15 protein-coding genes are annotated in these 20965 nt (G+C 69.0%); 9 read left to right on the top strand and 6 right to left on the bottom strand.

Going from position 1 to position 20965, the window contains the following annotated elements:
- Positions 1 to 11: 11 nt before the first annotated feature.
- From QH168_RS07770 to QH168_RS07755, 4 genes are all read left to right on the top strand, one after another.
- Positions 12 to 479, top strand: a complete 468-nt coding sequence (locus QH168_RS07770) for a universal stress protein (protein ID WP_280233829.1) — start codon at positions 12 to 14, stop codon at positions 477 to 479.
- A 100-nt stretch (positions 480 to 579) separates the two neighbouring features.
- Positions 580 to 1674, top strand: a complete 1095-nt coding sequence (locus tag QH168_RS07765) for an isochorismate synthase (RefSeq protein WP_280233828.1) — start codon at positions 580 to 582, stop codon at positions 1672 to 1674.
- 144 nt (positions 1675 to 1818) lie between these two features.
- Complete coding sequence (locus QH168_RS07760) at positions 1819 to 1989, top strand: DUF2613 domain-containing protein (RefSeq protein WP_280233827.1); 171 nt, start codon at positions 1819 to 1821, stop codon at positions 1987 to 1989.
- A 452-nt stretch (positions 1990 to 2441) separates the two neighbouring features.
- Positions 2442 to 6854, top strand: coding sequence for an alpha-(1->3)-arabinofuranosyltransferase (locus QH168_RS07755; RefSeq protein ID WP_280233826.1), 4413 nt, complete (start codon positions 2442 to 2444; stop codon positions 6852 to 6854).
- A gap of 89 nt (positions 6855 to 6943) precedes the next feature.
- On the opposite strand, the gene QH168_RS07750 is transcribed toward QH168_RS07755, so the two are convergent.
- On the bottom strand, positions 6944 to 8119 hold the full coding sequence (locus QH168_RS07750; RefSeq protein WP_280233825.1) for an acyltransferase family protein: 1176 nt from the start codon (positions 8117 to 8119) through the stop codon (positions 6944 to 6946).
- Positions 8120 to 8320: 201 nt separating this feature from the next.
- Here QH168_RS07750 and QH168_RS07745 point away from each other — a divergent pair, with 201 nt between their 5' ends.
- Positions 8321 to 9472 carry a DUF3068 domain-containing protein gene (locus QH168_RS07745; protein ID WP_280233823.1) on the top strand — a complete coding sequence of 384 codons (1152 nt, stop codon included), beginning with the start codon at positions 8321 to 8323 and terminating at the stop codon, positions 9470 to 9472.
- Between the two features lie 487 nt (positions 9473 to 9959).
- On the opposite strand, the gene QH168_RS07740 is transcribed toward QH168_RS07745, so the two are convergent.
- Positions 9960 to 11258 carry a polysaccharide biosynthesis protein gene (locus tag QH168_RS07740; RefSeq protein WP_280233822.1) on the bottom strand — a complete coding sequence of 433 codons (1299 nt, stop codon included), beginning with the start codon at positions 11256 to 11258 and terminating at the stop codon, positions 9960 to 9962.
- A gap of 247 nt (positions 11259 to 11505) precedes the next feature.
- On the opposite strand from QH168_RS07740, the gene QH168_RS07735 reads away from it, so the two are divergent.
- Both QH168_RS07735 and QH168_RS07730 read left to right on the top strand, forming a co-directional pair.
- On the top strand, positions 11506 to 11634 hold the full coding sequence (locus QH168_RS07735; protein WP_280233821.1) for a hypothetical protein: 129 nt from the start codon (positions 11506 to 11508) through the stop codon (positions 11632 to 11634).
- Positions 11635 to 11690: 56 nt separating this feature from the next.
- On the top strand, positions 11691 to 14201 hold the full coding sequence (locus QH168_RS07730; protein WP_432421058.1) for a hypothetical protein: 2511 nt from the start codon (positions 11691 to 11693) through the stop codon (positions 14199 to 14201).
- Between the two features lie 220 nt (positions 14202 to 14421).
- On the opposite strand, the gene QH168_RS07725 is transcribed toward QH168_RS07730, so the two are convergent.
- Positions 14422 to 15585 (bottom strand): glycosyltransferase family 4 protein, encoded by a 1164-nt coding sequence (locus QH168_RS07725; RefSeq protein WP_280233819.1) that lies wholly within the window; start codon positions 15583 to 15585, stop codon positions 14422 to 14424.
- A gap of 238 nt (positions 15586 to 15823) precedes the next feature.
- On the opposite strand from QH168_RS07725, the gene QH168_RS07720 reads away from it, so the two are divergent.
- Positions 15824 to 16582, top strand: coding sequence for a class I SAM-dependent methyltransferase (locus QH168_RS07720; RefSeq protein WP_432421060.1), 759 nt, complete (start codon positions 15824 to 15826; stop codon positions 16580 to 16582).
- A gap of 35 nt (positions 16583 to 16617) precedes the next feature.
- Here QH168_RS07720 and QH168_RS07715 read toward each other — a convergent pair whose 3' ends face one another.
- A complete protein-coding gene (locus QH168_RS07715; RefSeq protein ID WP_280233818.1) occupies positions 16618 to 16911 on the bottom strand; it encodes a hypothetical protein in 294 nt (97 codons plus the stop codon).
- A 210-nt stretch (positions 16912 to 17121) separates the two neighbouring features.
- Between QH168_RS07715 and QH168_RS07710 the strand changes: the two genes are divergently transcribed.
- Positions 17122 to 18567: an aldehyde dehydrogenase gene (locus tag QH168_RS07710; RefSeq protein WP_280233817.1), complete on the top strand. Its 1446-nt coding sequence runs from the start codon at positions 17122 to 17124 to the stop codon at positions 18565 to 18567.
- Between the two features lie 40 nt (positions 18568 to 18607).
- Here the strand turns inward: QH168_RS07710 and QH168_RS07705 are convergent, their stop codons facing one another.
- The gene (locus QH168_RS07705) at positions 18608 to 18805 is read right to left on the bottom strand and encodes a hypothetical protein (protein WP_280233816.1); all 198 of its coding nucleotides are present in this window, start codon (positions 18803 to 18805) and stop codon (positions 18608 to 18610) included.
- A 275-nt stretch (positions 18806 to 19080) separates the two neighbouring features.
- Positions 19081 to 20913 carry a phosphoenolpyruvate carboxykinase (GTP) gene (locus tag QH168_RS07700; protein WP_280233815.1) on the bottom strand — a complete coding sequence of 611 codons (1833 nt, stop codon included), beginning with the start codon at positions 20911 to 20913 and terminating at the stop codon, positions 19081 to 19083.
- Positions 20914 to 20965 lie beyond the last annotated feature (52 nt).

Genomic DNA, 20965 nt, shown 5'->3' with positions numbered 1-20965 from the left:
GGGAGGTCGTCGTGCCCTGCGATCTGATGCTCATCGCCTACGACGGATCCGAGAACGCCAAACGGGCCATCGAGTACGCCGGACGATTCCTCACCGCCGATCGTGCGGTGGTGCTGACCGCATGGGAACCCATGGTGCGCCAGGCCGCCCGCATCTCCGGGCTGTCCGGGGTGATGCAGCCGGAGTGGGTGCCCGATGAGGAGATCGAGGACGTCGCCTACGTCTCGGCGCGCGAAACCAACCGTGAGGGTGTGCGCCTGGCCGAACTGGCCGGACTCAACGCCGAGGCCAGAACGGCCGAATGCACCTCGACGATCTGGAACGCCATCGTCGAATGCGCCGACGACCTCGACGTCGACATCGTCGTGGCGGGCACCCGCGGCGCCACCGGCATCCGCGCACTCCTGCACAGCAGCGTGGCCGACGCCGTCCTCAAACACTGCCACCGGCCGGTGCTACTGGTCCCGCCGGGCAAGTGAGTTCCGTCGACAACCGAGCGCTCGCGCCCCCGATGAGATCTTCGTCGCCCCGGCGGACGTAGCTCACCAACTCGACCGAATCCGCGGATACCGTCGGGTTATGGACGGGTTTTTGCTGGCCACGCCGGACGGTGTGATCCGGGCGCACGATACGCGCGCGACTTTCGATGACGCACAGCTGGCGGTGGCGGCCCTGCGCGACGGATCGGCCGCGATGGTGGTCGGTGCGCTGCCCTTCGATCCACGGGAAAACGCAGCGTTGTCCGTCCCCGGTCGGGTGGAGCATACGGCCGGACCATGGCGGCCCGCCGCCGTGCCCGAACTGCCCGAGATCGCGGTGATCAGCGAATTGCCGAGCCCGGGCGAGCACCTGGCGCGGGTGGCGAAACTGGTCGAGCAGCTCGGCGATGCGCGTCAGCCGTTGCGCAAGGTGGTGGCGGCGCGATCGGTGCTCGCCGCGTCCGAACAACCGCTCGACCCGGAGGTGGTGGCCGCGCATCTGCTGACCCGGCATCCGCGGGCGCATGTGTACGCGGTGGATCTGTCCCCGGCCGGACGTCCGGGCCAGACGCTGGTCGGCGCGACTCCCGAGGTACTCGTCTCGCGCCACGGCAGCACCGTCACCCTGCATCCGCTCGCGGGCACACTGCCGCGGCTCGCCGATCCGGACGCCGACGCCGCCCAGGCCCGTGAGCTGCTGGCGAGCCCGAAGAATCGCGAGGAGCACACCTTCGTCATCGATTGGATCGTGGAGCAGCTCGGCCCGCTGTGCTCCTCGCTGACGGTTCCCGACGGCCCGGAGCTGGTGCAGACCCAGCAGGTCTGGCATCTGGGCACGCCGATCACCGGCACGCTGCGTGATCCGGCGCCGACCGCGCTCGAACTCGCGCTGCTACTGCATCCGACACCCGCCGTCTGCGGGACCCCCACCCCGGACGCGCTGGAGGCCATCATCGAGTTGGAGGGCGAGCGCGGGTTCTACGGTGGCGCGGCGGGCTGGTGCGACGCCGATGGCGACGGCGACTGGCTGGTGGCGATCCGCTGCGCCGAGATCGCCGCCGACGGTCTGTCGCTGCGGGCGTTCGCCGGTGGCGGCATCGTCGCCGCGTCCGAGCCGCAGATCGAACTCGACGAAACCACCGCGAAGCTGCGTACTTTCCTCGACACCATGAATTGCGCACTGCCGCCGAAGTGAGGTGGGCGCGCCAGTGCGATGCCCGTCACCGGCGTTTCTTCGAAATACCCATCGGCTATAGCGGACCTGCGCATACGCGAATGGCCGAAGTCCTGCTAGGTTGGCCGGGAATACCTGCCTTCCGCGAAGTATTGGAGTGCCCCGATGAAGTTTGCTGTACCTGGTGCCGCTAGTGCGGTCGCGGGCGCCGTCCTCGGCGCGATCGCGGTGTTCATCATCACGGCGGCGGTGCAGCAGAACTCCCGCCCCGAGATCGACCGCAGTGGCGATGCCGACTCCTCGCTGCTGAACAACGTCGAATACGGCAGCCGCTGATCCACACCCGGTTTCCCTCGGATCGCTCGCGTCCGGCGCGGGCGATCCGCTGACCGTGGTGCGCGCCGAATCTGCGCAGCACCGCGGTCCGACACCTTGTGAGAACACTGCGAGTTACCGGCGCTCTCGGCCTGTCGGTCCGATGATCCGGTCGGCTGCCGATGCGCCCGGTCCGCGTCCGGCGCTGGCATCGAGTCACGCCGTTCGTCCGGCTGCGCCAAGCGGCGTTGTAGGCCCGAGCGCCCAGGTAGATCCGAACGGTTCAGCGGACCCTGGAAGATCCCGCATCGCATCAGCCCGCCGACCCGGACTGCCCGGCCGACAGCGCCTTCCGGTCGACATCCCGGCCGAGCCCCGCACAGCTGTCTCGGATGCGCCCGGTCCGGCTCATCTCGCGGCTACCCTCGCGGGTGCTCGACCCGCCGCCACCGAAGCCGACTGATACGAACGTGATGCCCGACGACACCAGAACTCCCGTGCGCCGACCGGATGCCGACCGGCCGTCCACGGTCACGGGCGCGCCACATGCCGCGGAGACCGCTCCGCTGGGCAGGCGCTGGTTCGCGGGCACCGTCGTCGCCGCCTTCCTGCTGACCTTCCTACAAGCTCCCGGCCTCACCGTCGCCGATACCAAATACGACCTGGCCGAGAACCCGCTCGGCTTCCTCGACCGTGCCTCGCACATGTGGAGCAGCCAGGCGCCGATGGGGCAGGTGCAGAACCAGGCCTACGGGTACTTCTTCCCGCACGGGACCTTCTTCTCCCTCGGTGACCTGCTCGGGCTGCCCGCCTGGGTGACCCAGCGGATCTGGTGGGCGCTGCTGCTGCTCGCCGGGTTCTGGGGCATCGTGCGGCTGTGCGAAACGCTCGGGATCGGTAGCCGCGGGTCACGGGTGGTCGCGGCGGTCGCGTTCACGCTGTCGCCGCGGGTGCTGACCACGCTCGGGTCGATCTCCTCGGAGACCCTGCCGATGGTGCTCGCCCCGTGGGTGCTGTTGGCCCCCGCCGCGCTCGGGACCGCCTACCAGCGACGACGTGGTGGCGCGCGCTCACCGGCGGGCAGTGCGCTCGCCCTGGCGCTGATGGGCGCGGTGAACGCGGTGGCGACCGTCGCGGCATTCCTGCCCGCCCTGCTGTGGTGGGCCTCCTATCGGCCGAACCGGCGCTGGTGGCGGTTCACCAGAGCCTGGATTCCACTGCTGGTGCTCGCGACATTCTGGTGGGCGGTGCCGCTGCTGCTGCTCGGCCGGGTGAGTCCGCCGTTCCTCGACTTCATCGAATCCTCTGGCGTCACCACCCAATGGGCCTCGCTCGGCGAGGTGCTGCGCGGCACCGACAGCTGGACGCCGTTCGTCTCGCCGGAGCGCATCGCGGGCGCGGTGCTGGTCACCCAACCGGCCGCGGTACTGGCGACCGGGCTGATCGCGGCAGCGGGTATGGCCGGGCTGGCCATGCGATCGATGCCGGGACGCGGACGGCTGACGGTGATCCTGTGCGTCGGGTTGGTCGGCATCAGCGCCGGGTACGTCGGCGAACTCGGTGGCCCGTTCGCCGAATCGGTGCGGGTGTTCCTGGATTCGAGCGGTGCGCCGCTGCGGAATGTGCACAAGCTCGAGCCGCTCATCCGTATCCCGCTGGTATTGGGTCTGGCGCATCTGATCGCCCGCGTCCCGCTGCCAGCCTCGGTGCCGATGCCGGTCTGGCGCAGCGCGTTCGCCCATCCCGAACGGGATCGGAAAGTCGCGGTGACGGCCTTGATCCTCACCGCGCTCGCCCTGTCCACTTCGCTGGCCTGGACCGGAAAACTCGCACCGCGCGGCGCCTACGACGAAGTGCCCGGCTATTGGCGGCAGACCGCGCAATGGCTCCAGGACAACGCCGCCGATACCAGGGCTCTCGTGGTGCCCGGCGCTCCGTTCGGCAGTCAGGTGTGGGGACTCACCCGCGACGAACCGCTCCAGGCGCTGGCGCAGACGCCATGGGCGGTGCGCGATGCGGTGCCGCTCAACCCGCCGGGCACCATCCGCGCGATGGATTCGGTGCAGCGTTTGATCGCCGACGGGCGACCGTCGGCGGGGCTGGCCGCGACCCTGGCCGCGCAGGGCATCGGCGTCGTGGTGTTGCGCAACGACCTCGATCCCGATACCTCGCGCTCGACCAGGCCGATGCTCGCGCACCAGGCGCTCGACAGATCGCCGGGTCTGCACAAGGTGGCCGAATTCGGCGATCCGATCGAAACCGGGGTCATCGCCGACGGACTGGTCGCCGACGGTGATCTGCGGCCCGCCTATCCGGCGATCGAGATCTACCGGGTCGAGGTTCCACTCCCCGGCACCCCCGCCGACCTGCGTAGCGGCACCGGCGCACCCGATGCGATACCCGGCGCCTACACCGTCCCGTTGAACACCGTGCCCACGGTGCAGGGCGGACCCGAGGCACTGGAACGACTGAACCGCGATCCCGGAGTGGGTGCCGAACCCCGCCTGCTCGCCGCCGACGCCCAGCGTGCCGGGCTGCCGATGGGGCCGGTGACCATCACCGACACCCCGATGGCGCGGGAAGCCGATTTCGGCAAGGTGGACAACCACAATTCGGCGCTGCGCGCCCCCGACGATGCGCGGCGCACCCACAATCTGGTGCCCGACTATCCGGTGACCGATGCGGAGCCGGTGGTCGGGGAATGGTCCGGTGCGACGGTCACCGCGTCCAGTTCCGCCGCCGACGCCACCCAGCTCGGCGGTTCGGCGCCCGGCAGTTCTACCGTGGCCGCCGTGGACGGCGATCCCGCTACCGGCTGGGTCAGCAATGGCGCCGAACGTGCGGTGGGCCAATGGCTTCGGCTCGATCTCGATCAACCCATCAGCTCCGGGCTGCTGCGGTTGACGACCAGCGCGGCGGCGATCGGCGATCCGGTGAAATGGGTCGAGGTGCGCACCGACAACGGCAGCGTATCCACCCGCATCTCCGAACCCGGTGCGCAGGTGTCGGTTTCGTTGCCCGCGGGTTCGACCAGCTGGCTCACCATCACCGCGATCCGCACCAAGGACGGCACCGGCGGCGGACAGTTCGGCATCAGCGAACTCACCCTCGACGACTACTCGATGCGCGATGCACCGGTGCGCGTGGACATCCAGCATCGCACCGTACTGCCACCCACCCCGACGGGCGCCGAGATCGCCGGCTGGGATCTCGGACAGGAATTCCCCGGACGCAGTGCGTGTTTCGATGCACCGGACCGGGTGCGCTGCGGTAAGGGTTTGGCGCTCGCGCCCGAGGAACTCGGCGCGTTCCAGCGGACGCTGTCGGTTCCGGACCCGATGACCGTCACGCCCGAACTCACCGTGCGCACCCGCCAGGGTCCCGCACTCGAAGCGCTGCTCACCGATCCGCGCCGCCCGATCGCACGCGGCAAATCCGATGTGGGCGATCTGCGCGGCTCCGCATTCGCGGCCACCGATGGCGACCCGCGCACCAGCTGGACCGCGCCGGAGGATTCGGTGCGAAACCTGCTCGGCGCCAAGCCGACCCTGACCATCGAACTGCCGGAACCGGCGCTGGTCGATGGCCTGGAGATCACGCCGTCGCTGGGCGGGCTGCCCGCCGCGCCGACCGCGGTGTCGGTGAATCTCGGCAACGGTCCGCAGGTTCGTGCACTCGATGAGGACGCGATGACACAGATCGCCCTGCATCCGACGGTCACCGATCGCATCGAACTCAGCATCCAGAGCTGGGCGCCGGTACTCGACCGCACCGCTCTCGGCTTTGCCCAATCACAACCACCCGGCCTGGCCGAGATCTCGGTACTCGGACCGGACTATCCGCCACCCGCCGACCCGGACCGGTTGATCACGGTCGAGTGCGCGGACGGGCCGACGGTCGCATTGGGCGGGCAGGTCTTCTCGACATCGATCACGGCGACCGCGGCCGAGCTGCGTTCGGGTGCACCGGTTTCGGCACGGATCTGCGCGGGAGCGGGTTCCTCGCTCGATGAACCGGATACTGCCGGGACCGATTCGGCGGCGAACGGGACGGATGCCGACGGGACCGGAGCTGATTCGGATGTGGCTGGTTCGGCGACCGATCGAGCCCAGCTGCCCGATACCGATGGCACGACGGATCAACGGAACTCGGTGTCGGCCGATACCGTCGATCTCTTCCCCGGCCGGGTCGATGTGATCGCGGCGCCGACCGAACTCTTCTTCGTCGATCGGCTGCGCCTGGACAACCCCGCCGTGGACCCGGTTCCGACCGCAGCTGCCGCCGGACCGCAGCTGCTGGTGTTGCCGCTGAGCACGAACGTCGGCTGGACCGCACAGACACAGGACGGCCGCGAACTCGAACCGATCGTCGTCGACGGCTGGAAACAGGGCTGGCTCCTGCCCGAAGACACCACCGGGCCGATCACGGTCGCCTTCCCCGTCGACCGCTGGTATCGCCTGGCGATCTTCGGCGGCCTGCTGTTGCTGATACCTCTGGCGTTCCTCGCGATCCCGCGCCGCGGCCGCGCCCTCGCCGACAGCCCCGCGCCACGCACTTGGCGCACCCGCTGGCTGCCCGCCGTCGGCCTCGCCGCCGCGACCACGATCATCTCCGGCCCGGTCGGCACCGCACTCACCGCCGCGGGTCTCGCCGTGACGCGCTTCGTCCCGCGGATTCCGCGCACCGCGCTGGTGGTGATCGCCGGTGTCGGCACCGTGCTCTCGGCGGCCGCCCTGTCGACCGGGCCGTGGCGCTCGCCCGGCGGTTATGTGGGCGGTTCGCTGTGGGTGCAGTTGCCCGCGCTCATCGCGGTGATCGCCGTGGGTATCGCGGCGCTGCCGCAGCGCCGTACCGAACCCGAGGCAACCGAGGACGAACCGAACTGACGGACTGCGGGGTGTCCCGATCGCAGCGCGCCCACCAACGTGCCGGCCACGCCGCAGCAGAACCCGGCCTCGTCGAGAGCCGACCGAAACTACTCCGCCTGCGCCTTACGCTCCGCCGCCAACTGCTCGCGCCGGCGGACATACCGGCGCACCGGCTCCTCGATGAGCGCATAACTGGCGGCGGAGATGGGGAGGGTGATGGCGACGGTCAGGGTGAGCACGAACAGGAAATCGCCGCTGAACGGCACGATGCCGAACACCGGGAAGACGATCGACAGCACCGCGAGATGCCAGATGAAGATGCCGTAGGACCAGCGGCCGATGGCCTGACAGACCGACGACTCCAGCCAGCGATGCGGCGCCGCCGCGGAGTCACGCAGGATCAGCGGCGCGAGCAGGGTGAACCCGATCAGCGCGCCGAGAGCCATCTTGGCGGCGTACTGCCACGGCTCGGCGCGCGTGAGCCCGGCGGGACCACCGAAATTCGTGGCCGAGACGCAGAAAACGATCAGCGCCACCGCCCACATCAACCATTGATTGCCCGCGATCCGGCGCAGCCGCGGTAGCGGTCGGCTATCGACCGCCAATTCGGCCAGCAACATGCCCGCCGCGAACCACGGCAGATATCCGGGCAACCAATTGTCGGCGTGAATCGCATCCGGCGTCGGCACCGGAAGGAAATTCCAACTCAGACTTATCAATCCGAGCGCGAGCACCGCCGGAATCCGCGCCCGCGCCGCCGAACCACGCAACCCCGACAGCGCGAACGCCAATAACGGCAGCACCAGATAGAAAGCCACCTCCACCGACAGACTCCACATCTGGGTCAATCCGTCGGTCAGTGTCAACGGGACGAACACCTGAAGCAACGCGAGGTTGGCCAGCCACACCCGGAAACCCGCCGTATCGGCCGCGCTCGGCAGCAGCACGAGAACCACGCACACCACCACCCAGTAGGCGGGCAGGATGCGCGCGGCACGATGGCGCAGGTAGCGGACGACTCCCGGCGCGGAACCGAGCCCACGCGCGGCCGTGGCATGCGGCCGCCAGAGCAGGAACCCCGACAGCGCGAAGAACACCGCCACCGCCATATCGAACCGTTCCAGCAGTCTGCCGAGCACCGGAACCCCGGTCGCCGCCGTCTGGAAGGCGACATGGGTGACCAAGACACCGAGTGCCGCCATCCCGCGCATACCTTCGAGCGCGGGCAGGAAGGTGCGGGGACGACGAGGGGCGTCCGTAGTGGTCGGTGCGGTGGCGATCATCGGGTCCAGTCTGCCCTGCGGATTTCGACATGAGAATCCGACATTTCACTTTTCGCGCTAGACTCGGGCGATTTCAGGTCCGATTCCGGCCTCGACACGGCGTGGTTCATGACCGGGCTGTTAGTGTCGGGGCTCACGAGTGCTGTGGTGTGCCCACAGTACCGACGGAGCGACCCGTGTTCTACAACGAGGAGACTTTGCATGGCACAGAGTGCCGGAACCAAAAGGACGGTTGCCTGCCTGCTCGTGGGCCTCGGCGCGCTGCTCATCGTGGCCGCGCTGATGATCCCGACTTATACCTTGAGCAAGATGGCGAAGACTCCCCTCGACCTCGAGATCACCACCGTCGCCACCAATGCCGAGGGCACGGAGAGCCTCGTGCTCGACTCCAAATCACTGACCGCCCCCGAGGGTTCGGCGAAGGTCGACGCCGACGTTCCGCTGGTCTTCCAGCGGTTCGTGACCGTCGAGGAGCCCTCGGACGCGACCGAGATGACCGTCCAGGCCGGTACGACCCTGCGTCGCACCGATAAGCAGGGCGACACCGGTCTGCTGACCGCCGAGGTCGACCGGGTCACCATCGACCGTAAGTCCGGCGAGCCGGTGGACGAGGACCCGAACGGCTCCATCGCGGCCACCGTGAACAAGGAAGGCGAGAGCGTCGCCGACCCGTTCAAGCGCGAGGGCTTGCAGTACCGCTTCCCGATCGGCACCGAGAAGAAGGACTACCCGTACTTCGACCGGACCGCCCGCGTCACCTCCGATGCCAAGTTCATCGAGGAGACCGAGATCAACGGCACCAAGGTCTACCACTTCCAGCAGGTCGTCCCGCCGTCGAACCTGTGGGAGGCCAGCCAGCAGCCCGCGTTCAAGCTCACCCTGCCCGCCGCGAAATGGGGCATGGAGGGTGACGGCGAGGTCACCATGTACCGCTGGTACACCAACACTCGCGACCTGTTCGTGGAGCCGGAGACCGGCACCGTCGTCGACGGTCAAGAGGCCATCCACATGTACTACGGCGAAACCGGCGACAAGCCGCAGGTCACCGCGCTGAAGGCGACCCTGACCTTCGATGAGCCCACCATCGAGTCGCAGCTGGATGTGGCCAAGGAGAACATCGACAAGCTGTCGCTGTTCGGTCGCATCGTACCGATCATCCTCGGCGTCGTCGGTGTGATCGCGCTGATCGCGGGCCTCGTCCTCGGTATCCGCGGCGGCGGCGCGGCTGCCCCGGCCGGCCGTGGCGGTGTGCCGCCGCGTCGTCCCGCACCTGCGGCACCGACCGCCCCGAGCCCGCGCCGCGGTGACGCGGACGCGCCGACCGAGACGATCAAGCTTCCCGAGAAGCCCTGATCGCTCAGCGGTAACACCTCGAATCGACTCGGCCCCCGGCAATCGCGCCGGGGGCCGAGTTGTTTTCGTTGGCTGCCGTTGCGGTGTTTCCGCCTGCGGTCGGGGATTCGTGCTGACCGAACCTATGGCTCGACACCGGGCACCCAGGAGACGATCTCCGCCCGCGTGAATACGCACCGGGTTCGGTCGGACCTGCCATCCACAGTTCGGCGGCGGGGTGCCGTTCGGGCATCAGCACGTCGTCCGGGGCTCCCGGACGGCGCTATACGTGACCACCGCCGACAAGCGGTCTGGGTATGCGATGTCGGCTGGATCAGAGCCCGATTGCTCTCGGCAGCGTGACGGGTGGTGGGCGGCCGGGCACTGCCAGCGGCCCGTCGACAGTGTCTGGACATCGCCGATGCGGGACATACCGGGGGCACATTCCGCACGCCAAGGGTCGGACAGCGCATCGGCCCGCGCACACCACCGCGCACAGGGCCGGAGGTCAGGAGCCCGTCTCGGCCTTGGTTGGTTTCCGGGCAGCGGTGTAGAGGACCAGGACGGCGACGATCACGGTCGTGGTGGTGGCCACGCCTGCGGCGGTGGTGATCAGGGCGGGGATGGTGCGGGCGAAGGCCAGCATGAGGGCGAGTTCTATGCCGAGACCGAGCCAGGTGATGGCGGCGAGGGCGGTGCGGTCGACGGCGATCGCGGACAGCAGCGCGCCCTGCAATACCGCCAGAACCGCACCGTGCAGGGCGAACAACCACAGCAGGCCCTGGATGGGCGCGTAATCCTCGCCGACGAGCAGGGGGGCGAGCGGGGCAGCGACGGCCGCGCCGAGCACCGCGATGATGCCGATGCCGGACAGCACCGCCAGCGCCGAGCGGATCGCGCCCGCCGAATGCCCTGGCTGGGCCATGCGGGGATACAGCACCATGCCGACGGCCGCCGGCAGCCAGAACGCGATCTTGGTGGCCATGGTGCCGAGGGCGTAGCGGCTGGCGTCGTCCTCGTCCAGCACGATCCGCACCACGATCAGATCCGCCGACGACAATGCCATCAGCGCCGCCTGCACCTGCGCGGCCCGCAGCACCGCGATCACACCGGCGAATCCGGCGGTCGGCACGGGCGGCGCGGAGAACTCCAGCGAGGCCTGACCACCGGCGGCCGCCGCCACCTCCGGCCCGACAGGCTCCGCGGCAGGCATCGCATCCACCGACGCACCGGCCACATACCGGGCGAACACGGCCGCCCCGGCAATACCGAACGCCGCCGCCCACAATGCCGGCGCGGCACCCGCGCCGATTGCGAGCACCACGATCGCAGGCACCACCCGCGCGACACCGGCGGCGCCGAGCACAACGGCCAGCCCGCGGAAACGCCTGCCGCCCTGGAGAACCCCCTGCTCGCCGGACAGCATCACCAATGCGGGCGCTGGAACGAGCGCGGCGGCGCAGGCAACCGGACTCACCTCCAGCACCATGGTCACCACCGGAATCAGCACCACCGCCACCGCCGCGACGATCACCGCGCACCGCCATTGCAGACCACGCAGCGCCGCCACACTCGCGCCACGCACGAGTTCTCGCGCGACCACGTTCTGTAAGGCGAGCGCGGGCACCGCGCACAGCAGTTGCACCGCGAGCAGGCTGGCGAATTCGCTGTATCCCGCGACCCCGAGCCATCGTCCGGCAAGCAACTGGAGCAGATACCCGGCCACATTGGCCGTCATCGCGCCCGCCGTCACCAAGCTCAGATCCGCCACGACGGGAAGGCGACGAACAGCAGACACGCCCGCCATCGTCGCACCCCACCCGGCAATCCCGCTTGTCCGCCCCCGAACCACCGCGAGTCGCCCGAATGGACCGGACTCGCAAGGGTTCGCACACCCGGTTCGCATAGACCGCGAGGTCGGCCACCGCCGCATCGGCGCCCGGGGTGCACGGTGCTCGGGGTCGCCAGCGCACCGCCGTGCCGAAGTAGGCGATCCACGACGCTCGGGGCCGATCGGAAACAAGAGACCGGGTCAGGTTGCGCGCACGAACCCCATGGGCCGCTTCCGCAACGAAATGAGCGCGGCATTCGGCCACCATCTCGGCCTGCTGGACACGACGCCGATCGAAGACCTCGACCGGCGGACCGCGGCGATGAACGCGAGGTCATCGACCGTGCGATGAGGCCGACAGGTACAAGGGCGGGCTGTGGCCGGGTGGGGAACGTAGGGTGCACAGTCGTGAGTGAGCGCGGTTGGGGTCGAGGCGACCGGTGGGTGCGGGTTGTCCCGGCCGCCTACAGCGCGCTGCTGACGCTGGTGATCGCGGGCCCGCTGCTCGGCACCGGATATCTGCTGCTGCGCGATGCGGTGAGCACACCGCGGTCCTATCTCACCGATGCGGCTCTCGGTCTCGGCGACGCCGCACCCCGCGCGGTGCCACAGGACGCGCTACTGGCCGCGTTGTCGCCGGTGATCGATGGTGGCCTGCTGGTGAAAGCGATCCTGCTGGCGGCGCTGTGGGCGGCGGGATACGGTGCGGCGGTCCTGTCGCGGACGCTGCTCGGTGTGCCTGTCGCGGCGCAGTTGGTGGCCGTCACGGTGGCGATCTGGAATCCCTTTGTCGCCGAACGTCTCTTACAGGGTCATTGGAGCCTGCTCACCGGGTACGCCGCCCTCCCGTGGACCGCGCTGGCAGCGCATCGGCTCCGCGAGCGGGCGAACCGCAACGCAGTCTCCGCGCCACATCGACGCCGCCCCGACCCGACACCGAGCCGGACGGCTCGCCCCGAACAGGCCACCGAGGCACATGACCAGACCACCACCGGGCCCCGAAGCCTGGCCGCGACCCCAGAGGGCCGGGCAGCACCCGTTCACCCTTCTCTCGACCGGACAGCGTCCAGCCAGACCGCCCCCGACCAGATCGGGTCCGGTCCGACCGGTTCCGACCGGACCGCCGCCAACCGAACTCCCCCCGAACAAACCAATTCCGACCAGCCAGGCTCCAACCAGACCACCACCGACCAGACCTCCCCCAGCCGGATGCACCCAGGCCAGGCCGGTTCACGACCGCATGTGCCCTCGGAGCCGAGTGAACCCGAGCCGGTTACGCGCGTGGCTGATCGGCGTCCGGGGCAAGCGGTGCGGGACTGGGCGGCGCTCGCCGGGTGCTTCGCCGCCGCGGGGCTGACACCGACGGGTGCGCTGCTGGCGGGCATCGTCGGCCTCGTCGTCGCGGGCCGTCGCAACGTCGCCGGTGCGCTGGCGCTGCTGATCGCCGCCTCCGCGCCCTGGCTGGTCGCGACGCTCGCCTCCGGCGCGGGCACCGAGACCTCCGACCCCGCCGGTATCGCCGCCTTTGCCGCCCGCGCCGAACCCGGCCTCGCCACCATCGGCAGCCTGGCGGGTCTCGGCGGCATCTGGAACGCCGACGCCGTCCCCTGGTCCCGCACCACCCCGCTCGCCCTCGCCGCGACCGCGATCCTGCTGATCCTCGTCGCCCTCGGCGTGCGGACCGTCGCCGGATTCCCGGTTCGGCGCATCCGGCCCGGCGCCAGCAGAGCGCATCAGACCGCCGAGGATCCGGTGGGACAGCAGCCCGACACCGCAGACGTGCGCACCGGACGCAGGCTCCTCGGGCTCGCGCTGGCTGCCGTGCTCCTACCCGCGCTCGGCGCGACCGCATGGGGCATGGAAGTTCTCGAATGGCTCGTCGTCGAGGTACCGGGCGCGGGGCTGCTACGTGATACGCAGAAGTACGTCGCGCTCGCGATGCCCGCGTATGCGTTGTGTGTCGCAGCGGGATGCGCTGCCGTCGCGGCGAGGTTCGGCGGTCGGGCCATCGACCGAAGCGCCGGGCCCGACGCTACCGCCACGACGGCCGAAACCGAAGTCCGCTCAGCCGACTCTGTAGGCGGCGCATCCGCGCACACGCCGAACGATCCCACCTCGAATCCGATCAGCAGCACAGCCGAACCCGGCAGCAGCTCGACTACCCCAGGGCACACGTCCACCCTGGCCGACGCCGGATCCATCGACGCCCAGCCCGGATCATCCGGCGCGGATGGACCCGGCCGATCCCGGGTCGCACCACCCACCCACGACCGCCGATCCGCCGCCGGTCCTGCGCTCACCACCATCGCCGCCCTGTTCATCGCGGCACTGATACTCCCGCTCATCGACCTGGCGTGGGGCGTGGGTGGTGAGATGCGGGCGGTGCGGTACCCGGCGGCGTGGCAGCAGGTGGCCGAACGGGTGGATGGGCCGGGAGATGTCGCGGTGCTGCCCGGAGGGATGTTCCGGCGGTTCCCGTACAGCGGGCCGGCGCCGGTGCTGGATCCGGCGCCGCGCATGCTGCCGAACGATGTGTTGCAGACCGGTGAGCTGCCGGTGCGTGGGCAGCGGGTTTCGGGTGAGGGCGCGCGGGCCGGGCAGGTGGAGAGTCTGCTGCTGACGGGTGGTACGGCGAAGGATCTGGCGGCGCTCGGTGTGGGCTGGGTGCTCGTCGAGCACCGCACGCCAGGCCCGCTGGGTGAATCGAAAACCACACTGGCGCAACTGGAGCCGATGCTGACCACTCCGGATCTCTCGCTCTATCGCGTCCCCGGCGTCATCACCGAGCGCACGGCCGCGCACCGCCCCTTGGTGATCAGCGCCCACCTGCTCTGGGCGAGCCTGCTGTTCGCACCGCTACTCACGATTCGCCCACTGACCAGGCGTCGAATCCGCGAGCGGAGCACACCGGCGCAGTAGCCGCAGCCCGCACCGAGTGCGCCTGCGGCAGCTGGTAACTCCGCTCCCGATCGCACCGGAAGGATCGACCCGAACACTCCGCCCACCGGCCGAATCAGCCCGGCCCACCTCCGCCGTATCAGCCCGGCCCACACCCGCCGTATCAGCCCGGCCCACACCCCGAATCAGCCCGGCCCACACCCCGAATCAGCCCAGCTCACCCCCGCCGAATCAGCCCGGCTCACACCGGCGGAATCAGCCCCGACACCTTCCGCCCATCCGCCGCCGCCGCGAGCACCTGGTACACGCCCGCCGCCGTACTCTCCCATGAGAATTCCCGAGCACGGGCGCGCGCCTTCTCCCCCATGACGGTGCGGCTCGGGGCGTCGTCGAGCAGTTCGGCGACCGATTCGGCCAGCTGATCGACATCGTCGACCAGCAGCCCGGTGACGCCGTCGACGATGGAATCGGTGAGCCCGCGCGAGGACCGGTAGCCGACCGTCGGCACACCGTGCTGGGCCGCCTCGATCACCGCGAGACCCCAGCCTTCTTTGCGTGAGGGCATGACGTGCACCCAGGCGCGGGCGAGCAGTTCGTGTTTGCGGCGTTCGTCGACGTGCCCGTGGAAGGTCACCGCATCGGCGATACCCAGCTCGCGCGCGACGGATTTCAGATTGTCGGCCCACCAGCCGTCGCCGATGACGTCGAGCGCCACGCCGGGAATCCGGTCGCGCAGTCGCGCGACGGCCGAGAGCGCGTCCTCGATCTGCTTGTGCGGCACCAGCCGTGAGAGCACCACGACCCGTGGTTCGGCGGTGCGGGTTTCGGACGCACCGGTGGGGGCGTCGGCTGGAACAGGTTCAGCTCCGTTGCGCACCACCGCGATGCGCGAACTGTCCACGCCGAGCGTCGTCAATTCCTCGGCGGAGGGCAGGGATACGGTCAGGTATTGGTTGTCGCGATGCACCCGTGGCGAGAGCCTCGATTCGATCCACCAGCCGATCCGGCCGACCATTCGCCCCGCGACGGGCCACTGTTCACGATGCCCGTGATGCACCAGCACCACCGAGGGCGCGCCACCCACGGCCCTGGCGAAGAACGGGATGCCGTTCTGGGTGTCGATCACCGCGTCGGGTCGCAGTCCGCGCAGCGGTCCGAACCCGAGCCGCCCGAGGGCGATGGCGGCGAGCGCACGCGGGTACACCGAGTAGCGTCCGCCCGCGCGGCTGATGTCGATGCCGTCGACGGTCTCGCGGGTGGCCGCGCCCGGATAGCGCGCCGTGCGCAGGGTGACCTTGACCCCGCGGGCGGCCAGGTGGGCGCCGACCTGCTCGAGGTAGCGTTCGCTGCCCCCGCCCTGCGGATGCCCCGTGTCGCGCCAGCAGAGCAGAAGGACTTCGCGCACGGTCGAGCTTCTCCGGTCGTCGGGTCCCCGTCGGGAACGTCGGATATCGACGTACACCCTAATGGACAGCACTGGACAGTGGTCCGATCATGGCCCTGACCGCCCGCCGACCCGGCCGCGACCGGCCCTCGGCGCGGTTTGTGCGAGACTCGGCGCCGTGATCGGAGCCGATATGAGGCCGACCGGGTGGTCGCCGCAGACCCGGATGCGAACGGGACGGGCGGCCCCGCGTGGGTCGATGCGCGGCCCGCGCTTCGCCGAGCGGGCGACGCTGCGGCGCTCCCTGCGGCTGCTGAGCAGTTTCCGGTTCGAGCAGACCGCGCCCGCGGTGTTCTACGGTGGTCTCGCCACCGACAGCGCCGCCATGATCAGCGATTTCTACGCGGATGCGACCGGTCGTGCGCTGGCGGGCGCGACGATCATCGATGTGGGCGGCGGGCCGGGCTATTTCGCCGACGAGTTCGCCAGGACCGGCGCGAGGTACATCCCGGTGGAGCCGGACCCCTCTGAGCTGCATGCGGCCGGTCTGACGGTGCCGGGCGCGGTGCGCGGTTCGGGGATGGCGCTGCCGTTTCGGGATGGCGCGGTGGATATCTGTTTTTCGTCGAATGTGGCCGAGCATGTGCCCCATCCGTGGCTGATGGCCGACGAGATGGTGCGTGTGACGCGGCCAGGTGGGGTGATCGTGCTGTCCTACACGGTGTGGCACGGCCCGTTCGGTGGGCATGAGACCGGCCCGTGGCATTACCTGGGCGGCGAGTACGCGGCCCGCCGGTATCGGCGCAAGCATGGTCGTGAGCCCAAGAACAGGTTCGGCCGGTCCCTGTTCGCCGTGGGCGCCGCGGATGGTCTGCGGTGGGCACAGCGGACGCCCGCGGAGGTGTTCGCGGTGTTCCCCCGCTATCACCCGCGGTGGGCGTGGTGGCTGGTTCGTATCCCGTTGTTGCGCGAGTTACTGGTCAGCAACCTGGTGATCGTCGCAATCAAACCGGACTGAACCCGGCGGCGCTGGCGCGGAACGGCCGGTCGCTTTCAGCGAACCCGCAGGGCCTGACGCCACCCGCGGGTGACGTGACGCGCCTCCTGCCACGGCGACTCCCGCATGGCGAGTCCGACCGCCTCGAGCGTGGTCAGGCCGACCAGATCGGCCAGCGTTCCGACCACCGCCACGGCCTCGGCGGCCTGCATAGCGGCCGTTGCCTGCTCGATGGTCAAAGTGCGGCCGGGTAGGAAGGAAACCACCCAGCCGCCGCTGCCAACGCTCTTAGCTTGATGCTCGGTCTGGTCGCTTGTCATCAACGACCGGCCGATCACTTGCACCGCCATGAATCGGACTCCCCAATTGCGGTATCGGTTCGATGGGTCGAGCGAGCTGATCAGTAGCTACAGCATCCACTGTCCAGCAACAGAACGCAATAGTGCGTTCTGACGAAAAGCGAACCGACAGGTCGGAATTCACGCAGCTCATGGGGGTGCGCGGAAGCGAAACTGAAACCTGTTACAGACAACGGGGCGACAAAACTGTAACGTGTTCTCATGGATTACGACAGCCTCTTCATCGGCGGCCGCTGGACCGCGCCCGCCACCACCGAGCGCATCCAGGTCTTCTCCCCGGCCACCGAGGAGCCGGTCGGCAGCGTCCCCGCCGTCGACCGCGCCGACGTCGACGCCGCGGTCGCCGCGGCCCGCGCGGCCTTCGACTCCGGTCCGTGGCCGTCCACGCCGCCGGAGGAGCGCGCCCAGGTGCTCACCCGCGCCGCCCGTCTGATCGAGGAACGCGGCGCCGACCTGGCCGCCACCCTCACCGCCGAGATGGGCGCCCCGCTGATGGCGGCCACCACGCTGAACCAGATCCCGGCCGTCGCGGCCCTCGACTACTACGCGGGCCTGGCGAAATCCTTCCCGTGGAACGAGACCCGCACCGGCATCTTCGGCACCACCCGGGTATCCCGCGAACCGCGTGGTGTGGTCGCCGCGATCACCGCGTGGAACGTTCCGCTGTTCCTCGCCGCCAACAAGCTCGCGCCCTCGCTGCTTGCCGGTTGTACGGTGGTGCTCAAGCCATCCCCCTTGACGCCGCTGACCACCAACAAGGTCGCCGAGATCTTCGCCGAGGCCGGACTGCCCGAGGGTGTGCTTTCGGTGCTGCCCGCCGAGGCCGAGGCCTCGGAGTACCTGGCGTCACATCCCGGCATCGATAAGCTGACCTTCACCGGCAGCACCGCGGTCGGCCGCCGGATCGGCGCCATCGCCACCGAACAGCTCAAGACCGTCTCACTCGAACTCGGCGGTAAGTCCGCGGCAATCCTGTTGCCGGATATGGACATTGCCGCGAGCATTCCGGTGCTGGCCTTCTCCGGTCTGATGAACTCCGGTCAGGGTTGTGTCGCGCAGACCCGAATCCTGGCGCCGCGCAGCCACTACGACGAGATCATCGAGGCGCTGGCCGCGCATGTGCGCACCATGACCGTCGGCGATCCCACCGATCCGGCCACCCAACTCGGCCCGCTGATCTCGCAGCGTCAGCGGGAGCGGGTCGAGGGCTATATCGCCAAGGGCAAGGCCGAGGGTGCGCGACTGGTGCTCGGCGGCGGCAGGCCGGAAGGGCTGGACAAGGGCTGGTTCGTCGAGCCGACCATCTTCGCCGATGTGGACAATTCGTCGACGATCGCGCGGGAAGAGATTTTCGGACCGGTACTTTCGGTGATCCCGTACGACACCGAGGACGAAGCCGTGGCCATCGCCAACGATTCCGACTACGGTCTGGCCGGTTCGGTGTGGACCAGCGATGTGGAGCACGGCGCCGCGATCGCCGCGCGCGTGCGCACCGGAACCTATGCGATCAACTGGTACGCCTTCGATCCCGGCGCACCGTTCGGCGGCTACAAGAATTCCGGGCTCGGCCGGGAGAACGGGCCGGAGGGCCTCGACGCGTTCTGTGAGCAGAAGTCGGTGCTGATGCCGCTCGGCTGGACCGGCTAGGACCCGAAGACGATTCGACAGCCTCCGGGGTGGGTGCGACTCACTCCGGAGGCAGCACCACGCGCAGCACCGACTGCGCGTCGTCACCGCATGTCGGCGCGTCGACCACTTCGACGTACCAGCCCGGCGGCAGAACCGATTGCAGGCGCCGTGCGGCCCGATGCAACGGCGTACTCGTATGTGACACCGTCGCCATCGGTAGCTCGACTACCGGAGTCCGGTTGTACCCATCGGCCATGCTCCACACCCTCTCGCGCGGCGATCGTGTCGTCGGCGGCGGTTCTCGCGCGCCACGGACAGATCGAGGAAGCAGTTCAGTCGATCAGTTGACCAGTGACAATCGAACTGTGCTGTCGTGAGCTGGAGAACACGCAAAGCATAAGCCACACAACAGGCTCAACTAGGCATAACGGACAGGTACCCGTGTCGCGTCATGCCAAACCCACAGGCCGACCACGAAATCGACACCGCCCGCACCTCAGGTGCGGACGGTGTCGAAGTGCTACGGGTGATCTACCCGAGACGCTGTTTGAGCGCCTCGAATTCGTCGCGCACGCCCGAGGGCAGCTTATCGCCGACGAATTCGAACCACTCCTCGATGAGCGGGATCTCCTTCTTCCACTCCTCGGCGTCGACCTTCAGCGCCTCGTCGACGTCGGAGTGTTCGACGTCGAGACCGGCCAGATCGAGCTGGGCGGCGGTGGGGACGTTGCCGATCGCGGTGGACTCGGCCTCGGCCTTGCCCTCGATCCGGTTGACGATCCACTCCAGCACGCGGGAGTTCTCGCCGAATCCGGGCCAGAGGAACCGGCCGTCGTCGCCGCGACGGAACCAGTTGACGTAGAAGATCTTCGGCAGCTTGGTCGCATCGGCGTTCTTGCCGACATTGATCCAGTGGTTCAGGTAGTCACCGACGTGGTAGCCCATGAACGGCAGCATGGCCATCGGATCGCGGCGCACGGTGCCGACCTTGCCCTCGGCGGCGGCGGTCTGCTCCGAGGACAGCGTGGCGCCCATGAAAACGCCGTGCTGCCAGTCGAAGGACTCGGTCACCAGCGGGACGGTGGTCTTGCGGCGACCGCCGAACAGGATCGCCGAGATCGGCACACCCTGCGGGTCGTCCCATTCGGGGGCCAGGATCGGGCACTGCGACATCGGGGTGCAGTAGCGCGAGTTCGGGTGGGCGGCGAGAGTTTCGGTCTCGCGCAGGTACCAGTCGTTGCCCTTCCAATCGATCAGATGATCGGGCTCGCCCTCGAGACCTTCCCACCAGACGTCGTTGTCATCGGTCAGCGCGACATTGGTGTAGACGGTGTTGCCCGCGTCCATGGTCGCCATGGCATTGGGGTTGGAGCTGTGGTTGGTGCCCGGCGCGACACCGAAGAAACCGAACTCTGGGTTCACCGCGTACAGGCGGCCGTCCTTGCCGAAACGCATCCAGGCGATGTCGTCGCCGAGGGTTTCCGCGCGCCAGCCGGGCACGGTCGGCTGGATCATGGCGAGGTTGGTCTTACCGCAGGCGCTGGGGAAGGCGGCCGCGATGTAGTAGGCCTTGTTCTCCGGGGAGATCAGCTTGAGAATCAGCATATGCTCGGCCAGCCAGCCCTCGTCGTGCGCCATCGCCGAGGCGATACGCAGCGAGTAGCACTTCTTACCGAGCAGCGCGTTGCCGCCGTAGCCCGAGCCGTAGGACCAGATCTCGCGGGCCTCGGGGAAGTGGGTGATGTATTTGGTGTCGTTGCACGGCCACGGGACGTCGGCCTGACCGTCGGCCAGCGGCGCGCCCACCGAATGCAGCGCCTTCACGAACGGCTTGTCGGCGCCGAGCTTGTCGAGGGCGGCCTGACCCATGCGGGTCATCACGCGCATCGACACCACCACGTACTCCGAGTCGGTGATCTCGACACCGAGCTTGGGATCATCGGCGCCGAGCGGACCCATGCAGAACGGCACCACGTACATGGTGCGGCCCTTCATCGAGCCGCGGTACAGCTCGGTCATGGTGGCGCGCATCTCGGCCGGGTCGACCCAGTTGTTGGTTGGCCCGGCGTCGGCCTCGGACTCCGAACAGATGTAGGTGCGCGATTCGACGCGCGCGACATCGGAGGGGTCGGACAGGGCGAGGAAGGAGTTGGGCTTCTTCTTCTCGTCGAGGCGCTTGAACGTCCCCGCCTCGACCAGCTGATTGGTCAGACGCTCCCATTCGGCATCGGAACCGTCGGCCCACACCACCCGATCAGGCTGAGTCAGTTCGGCGACTTCCTGTACCCAGGCGAGCAGTTCGCTGTGTTCGGTCGGCGCTTTGCCGTCGGATCCACGAAGACCAGGAATGGTCGCTGAGGTCATGAAAACTCTCCTGAGATGGGCGGTTCTGCGGTGTTTCGGTCCTGGCCCAATC

Origin of the sequence: Nocardia cyriacigeorgica, from assembly GCF_029868385.1 — a bacterium.
GTDB lineage: Bacteria > Actinomycetota > Actinomycetes > Mycobacteriales > Mycobacteriaceae > Nocardia > Nocardia cyriacigeorgica_F.
The sequence above is the reverse complement of the archived record's forward strand: the minus strand, read 5'-3'. Positions and strand labels throughout refer to the sequence as shown.

What these genes read in the sequence shown, in the direction of transcription:
- QH168_RS07735 (WP_280233821.1), top strand. Translation starts at nt 11,506, where the DNA reads ATGGGCCGCTTCCGCAACGAAATGAGCGCGGCATTCGGCCACCATCTC.
- QH168_RS07700 (WP_280233815.1), bottom strand. Translation starts at nt 20,913, where the DNA reads ATGACCTCAGCGACCATTCCTGGTCTTCGTGGATCCGACGGCAAAGCG.
- QH168_RS07745 (WP_280233823.1), top strand. Translation starts at nt 8,321, where the DNA reads ATGGCACAGAGTGCCGGAACCAAAAGGACGGTTGCCTGCCTGCTCGTG.
- QH168_RS07755 (WP_280233826.1), top strand. Translation starts at nt 2,442, where the DNA reads ATGCCCGACGACACCAGAACTCCCGTGCGCCGACCGGATGCCGACCGG.
- QH168_RS07740 (WP_280233822.1), bottom strand. Translation starts at nt 11,258, where the DNA reads ATGGCGGGCGTGTCTGCTGTTCGTCGCCTTCCCGTCGTGGCGGATCTG.
- QH168_RS07760 (WP_280233827.1), top strand. Translation starts at nt 1,819, where the DNA reads ATGAAGTTTGCTGTACCTGGTGCCGCTAGTGCGGTCGCGGGCGCCGTC.
- QH168_RS07765 (WP_280233828.1), top strand. Translation starts at nt 580, where the DNA reads ATGGACGGGTTTTTGCTGGCCACGCCGGACGGTGTGATCCGGGCGCAC.
- QH168_RS07750 (WP_280233825.1), bottom strand. Translation starts at nt 8,119, where the DNA reads ATGATCGCCACCGCACCGACCACTACGGACGCCCCTCGTCGTCCCCGC.
- QH168_RS07720 (WP_432421060.1), top strand. Translation starts at nt 15,824, where the DNA reads ATGCGCGGCCCGCGCTTCGCCGAGCGGGCGACGCTGCGGCGCTCCCTG.
- QH168_RS07705 (WP_280233816.1), bottom strand. Translation starts at nt 18,805, where the DNA reads ATGGCCGATGGGTACAACCGGACTCCGGTAGTCGAGCTACCGATGGCG.
- QH168_RS07715 (WP_280233818.1), bottom strand. Translation starts at nt 16,911, where the DNA reads ATGGCGGTGCAAGTGATCGGCCGGTCGTTGATGACAAGCGACCAGACC.
- QH168_RS07710 (WP_280233817.1), top strand. Translation starts at nt 17,122, where the DNA reads ATGGATTACGACAGCCTCTTCATCGGCGGCCGCTGGACCGCGCCCGCC.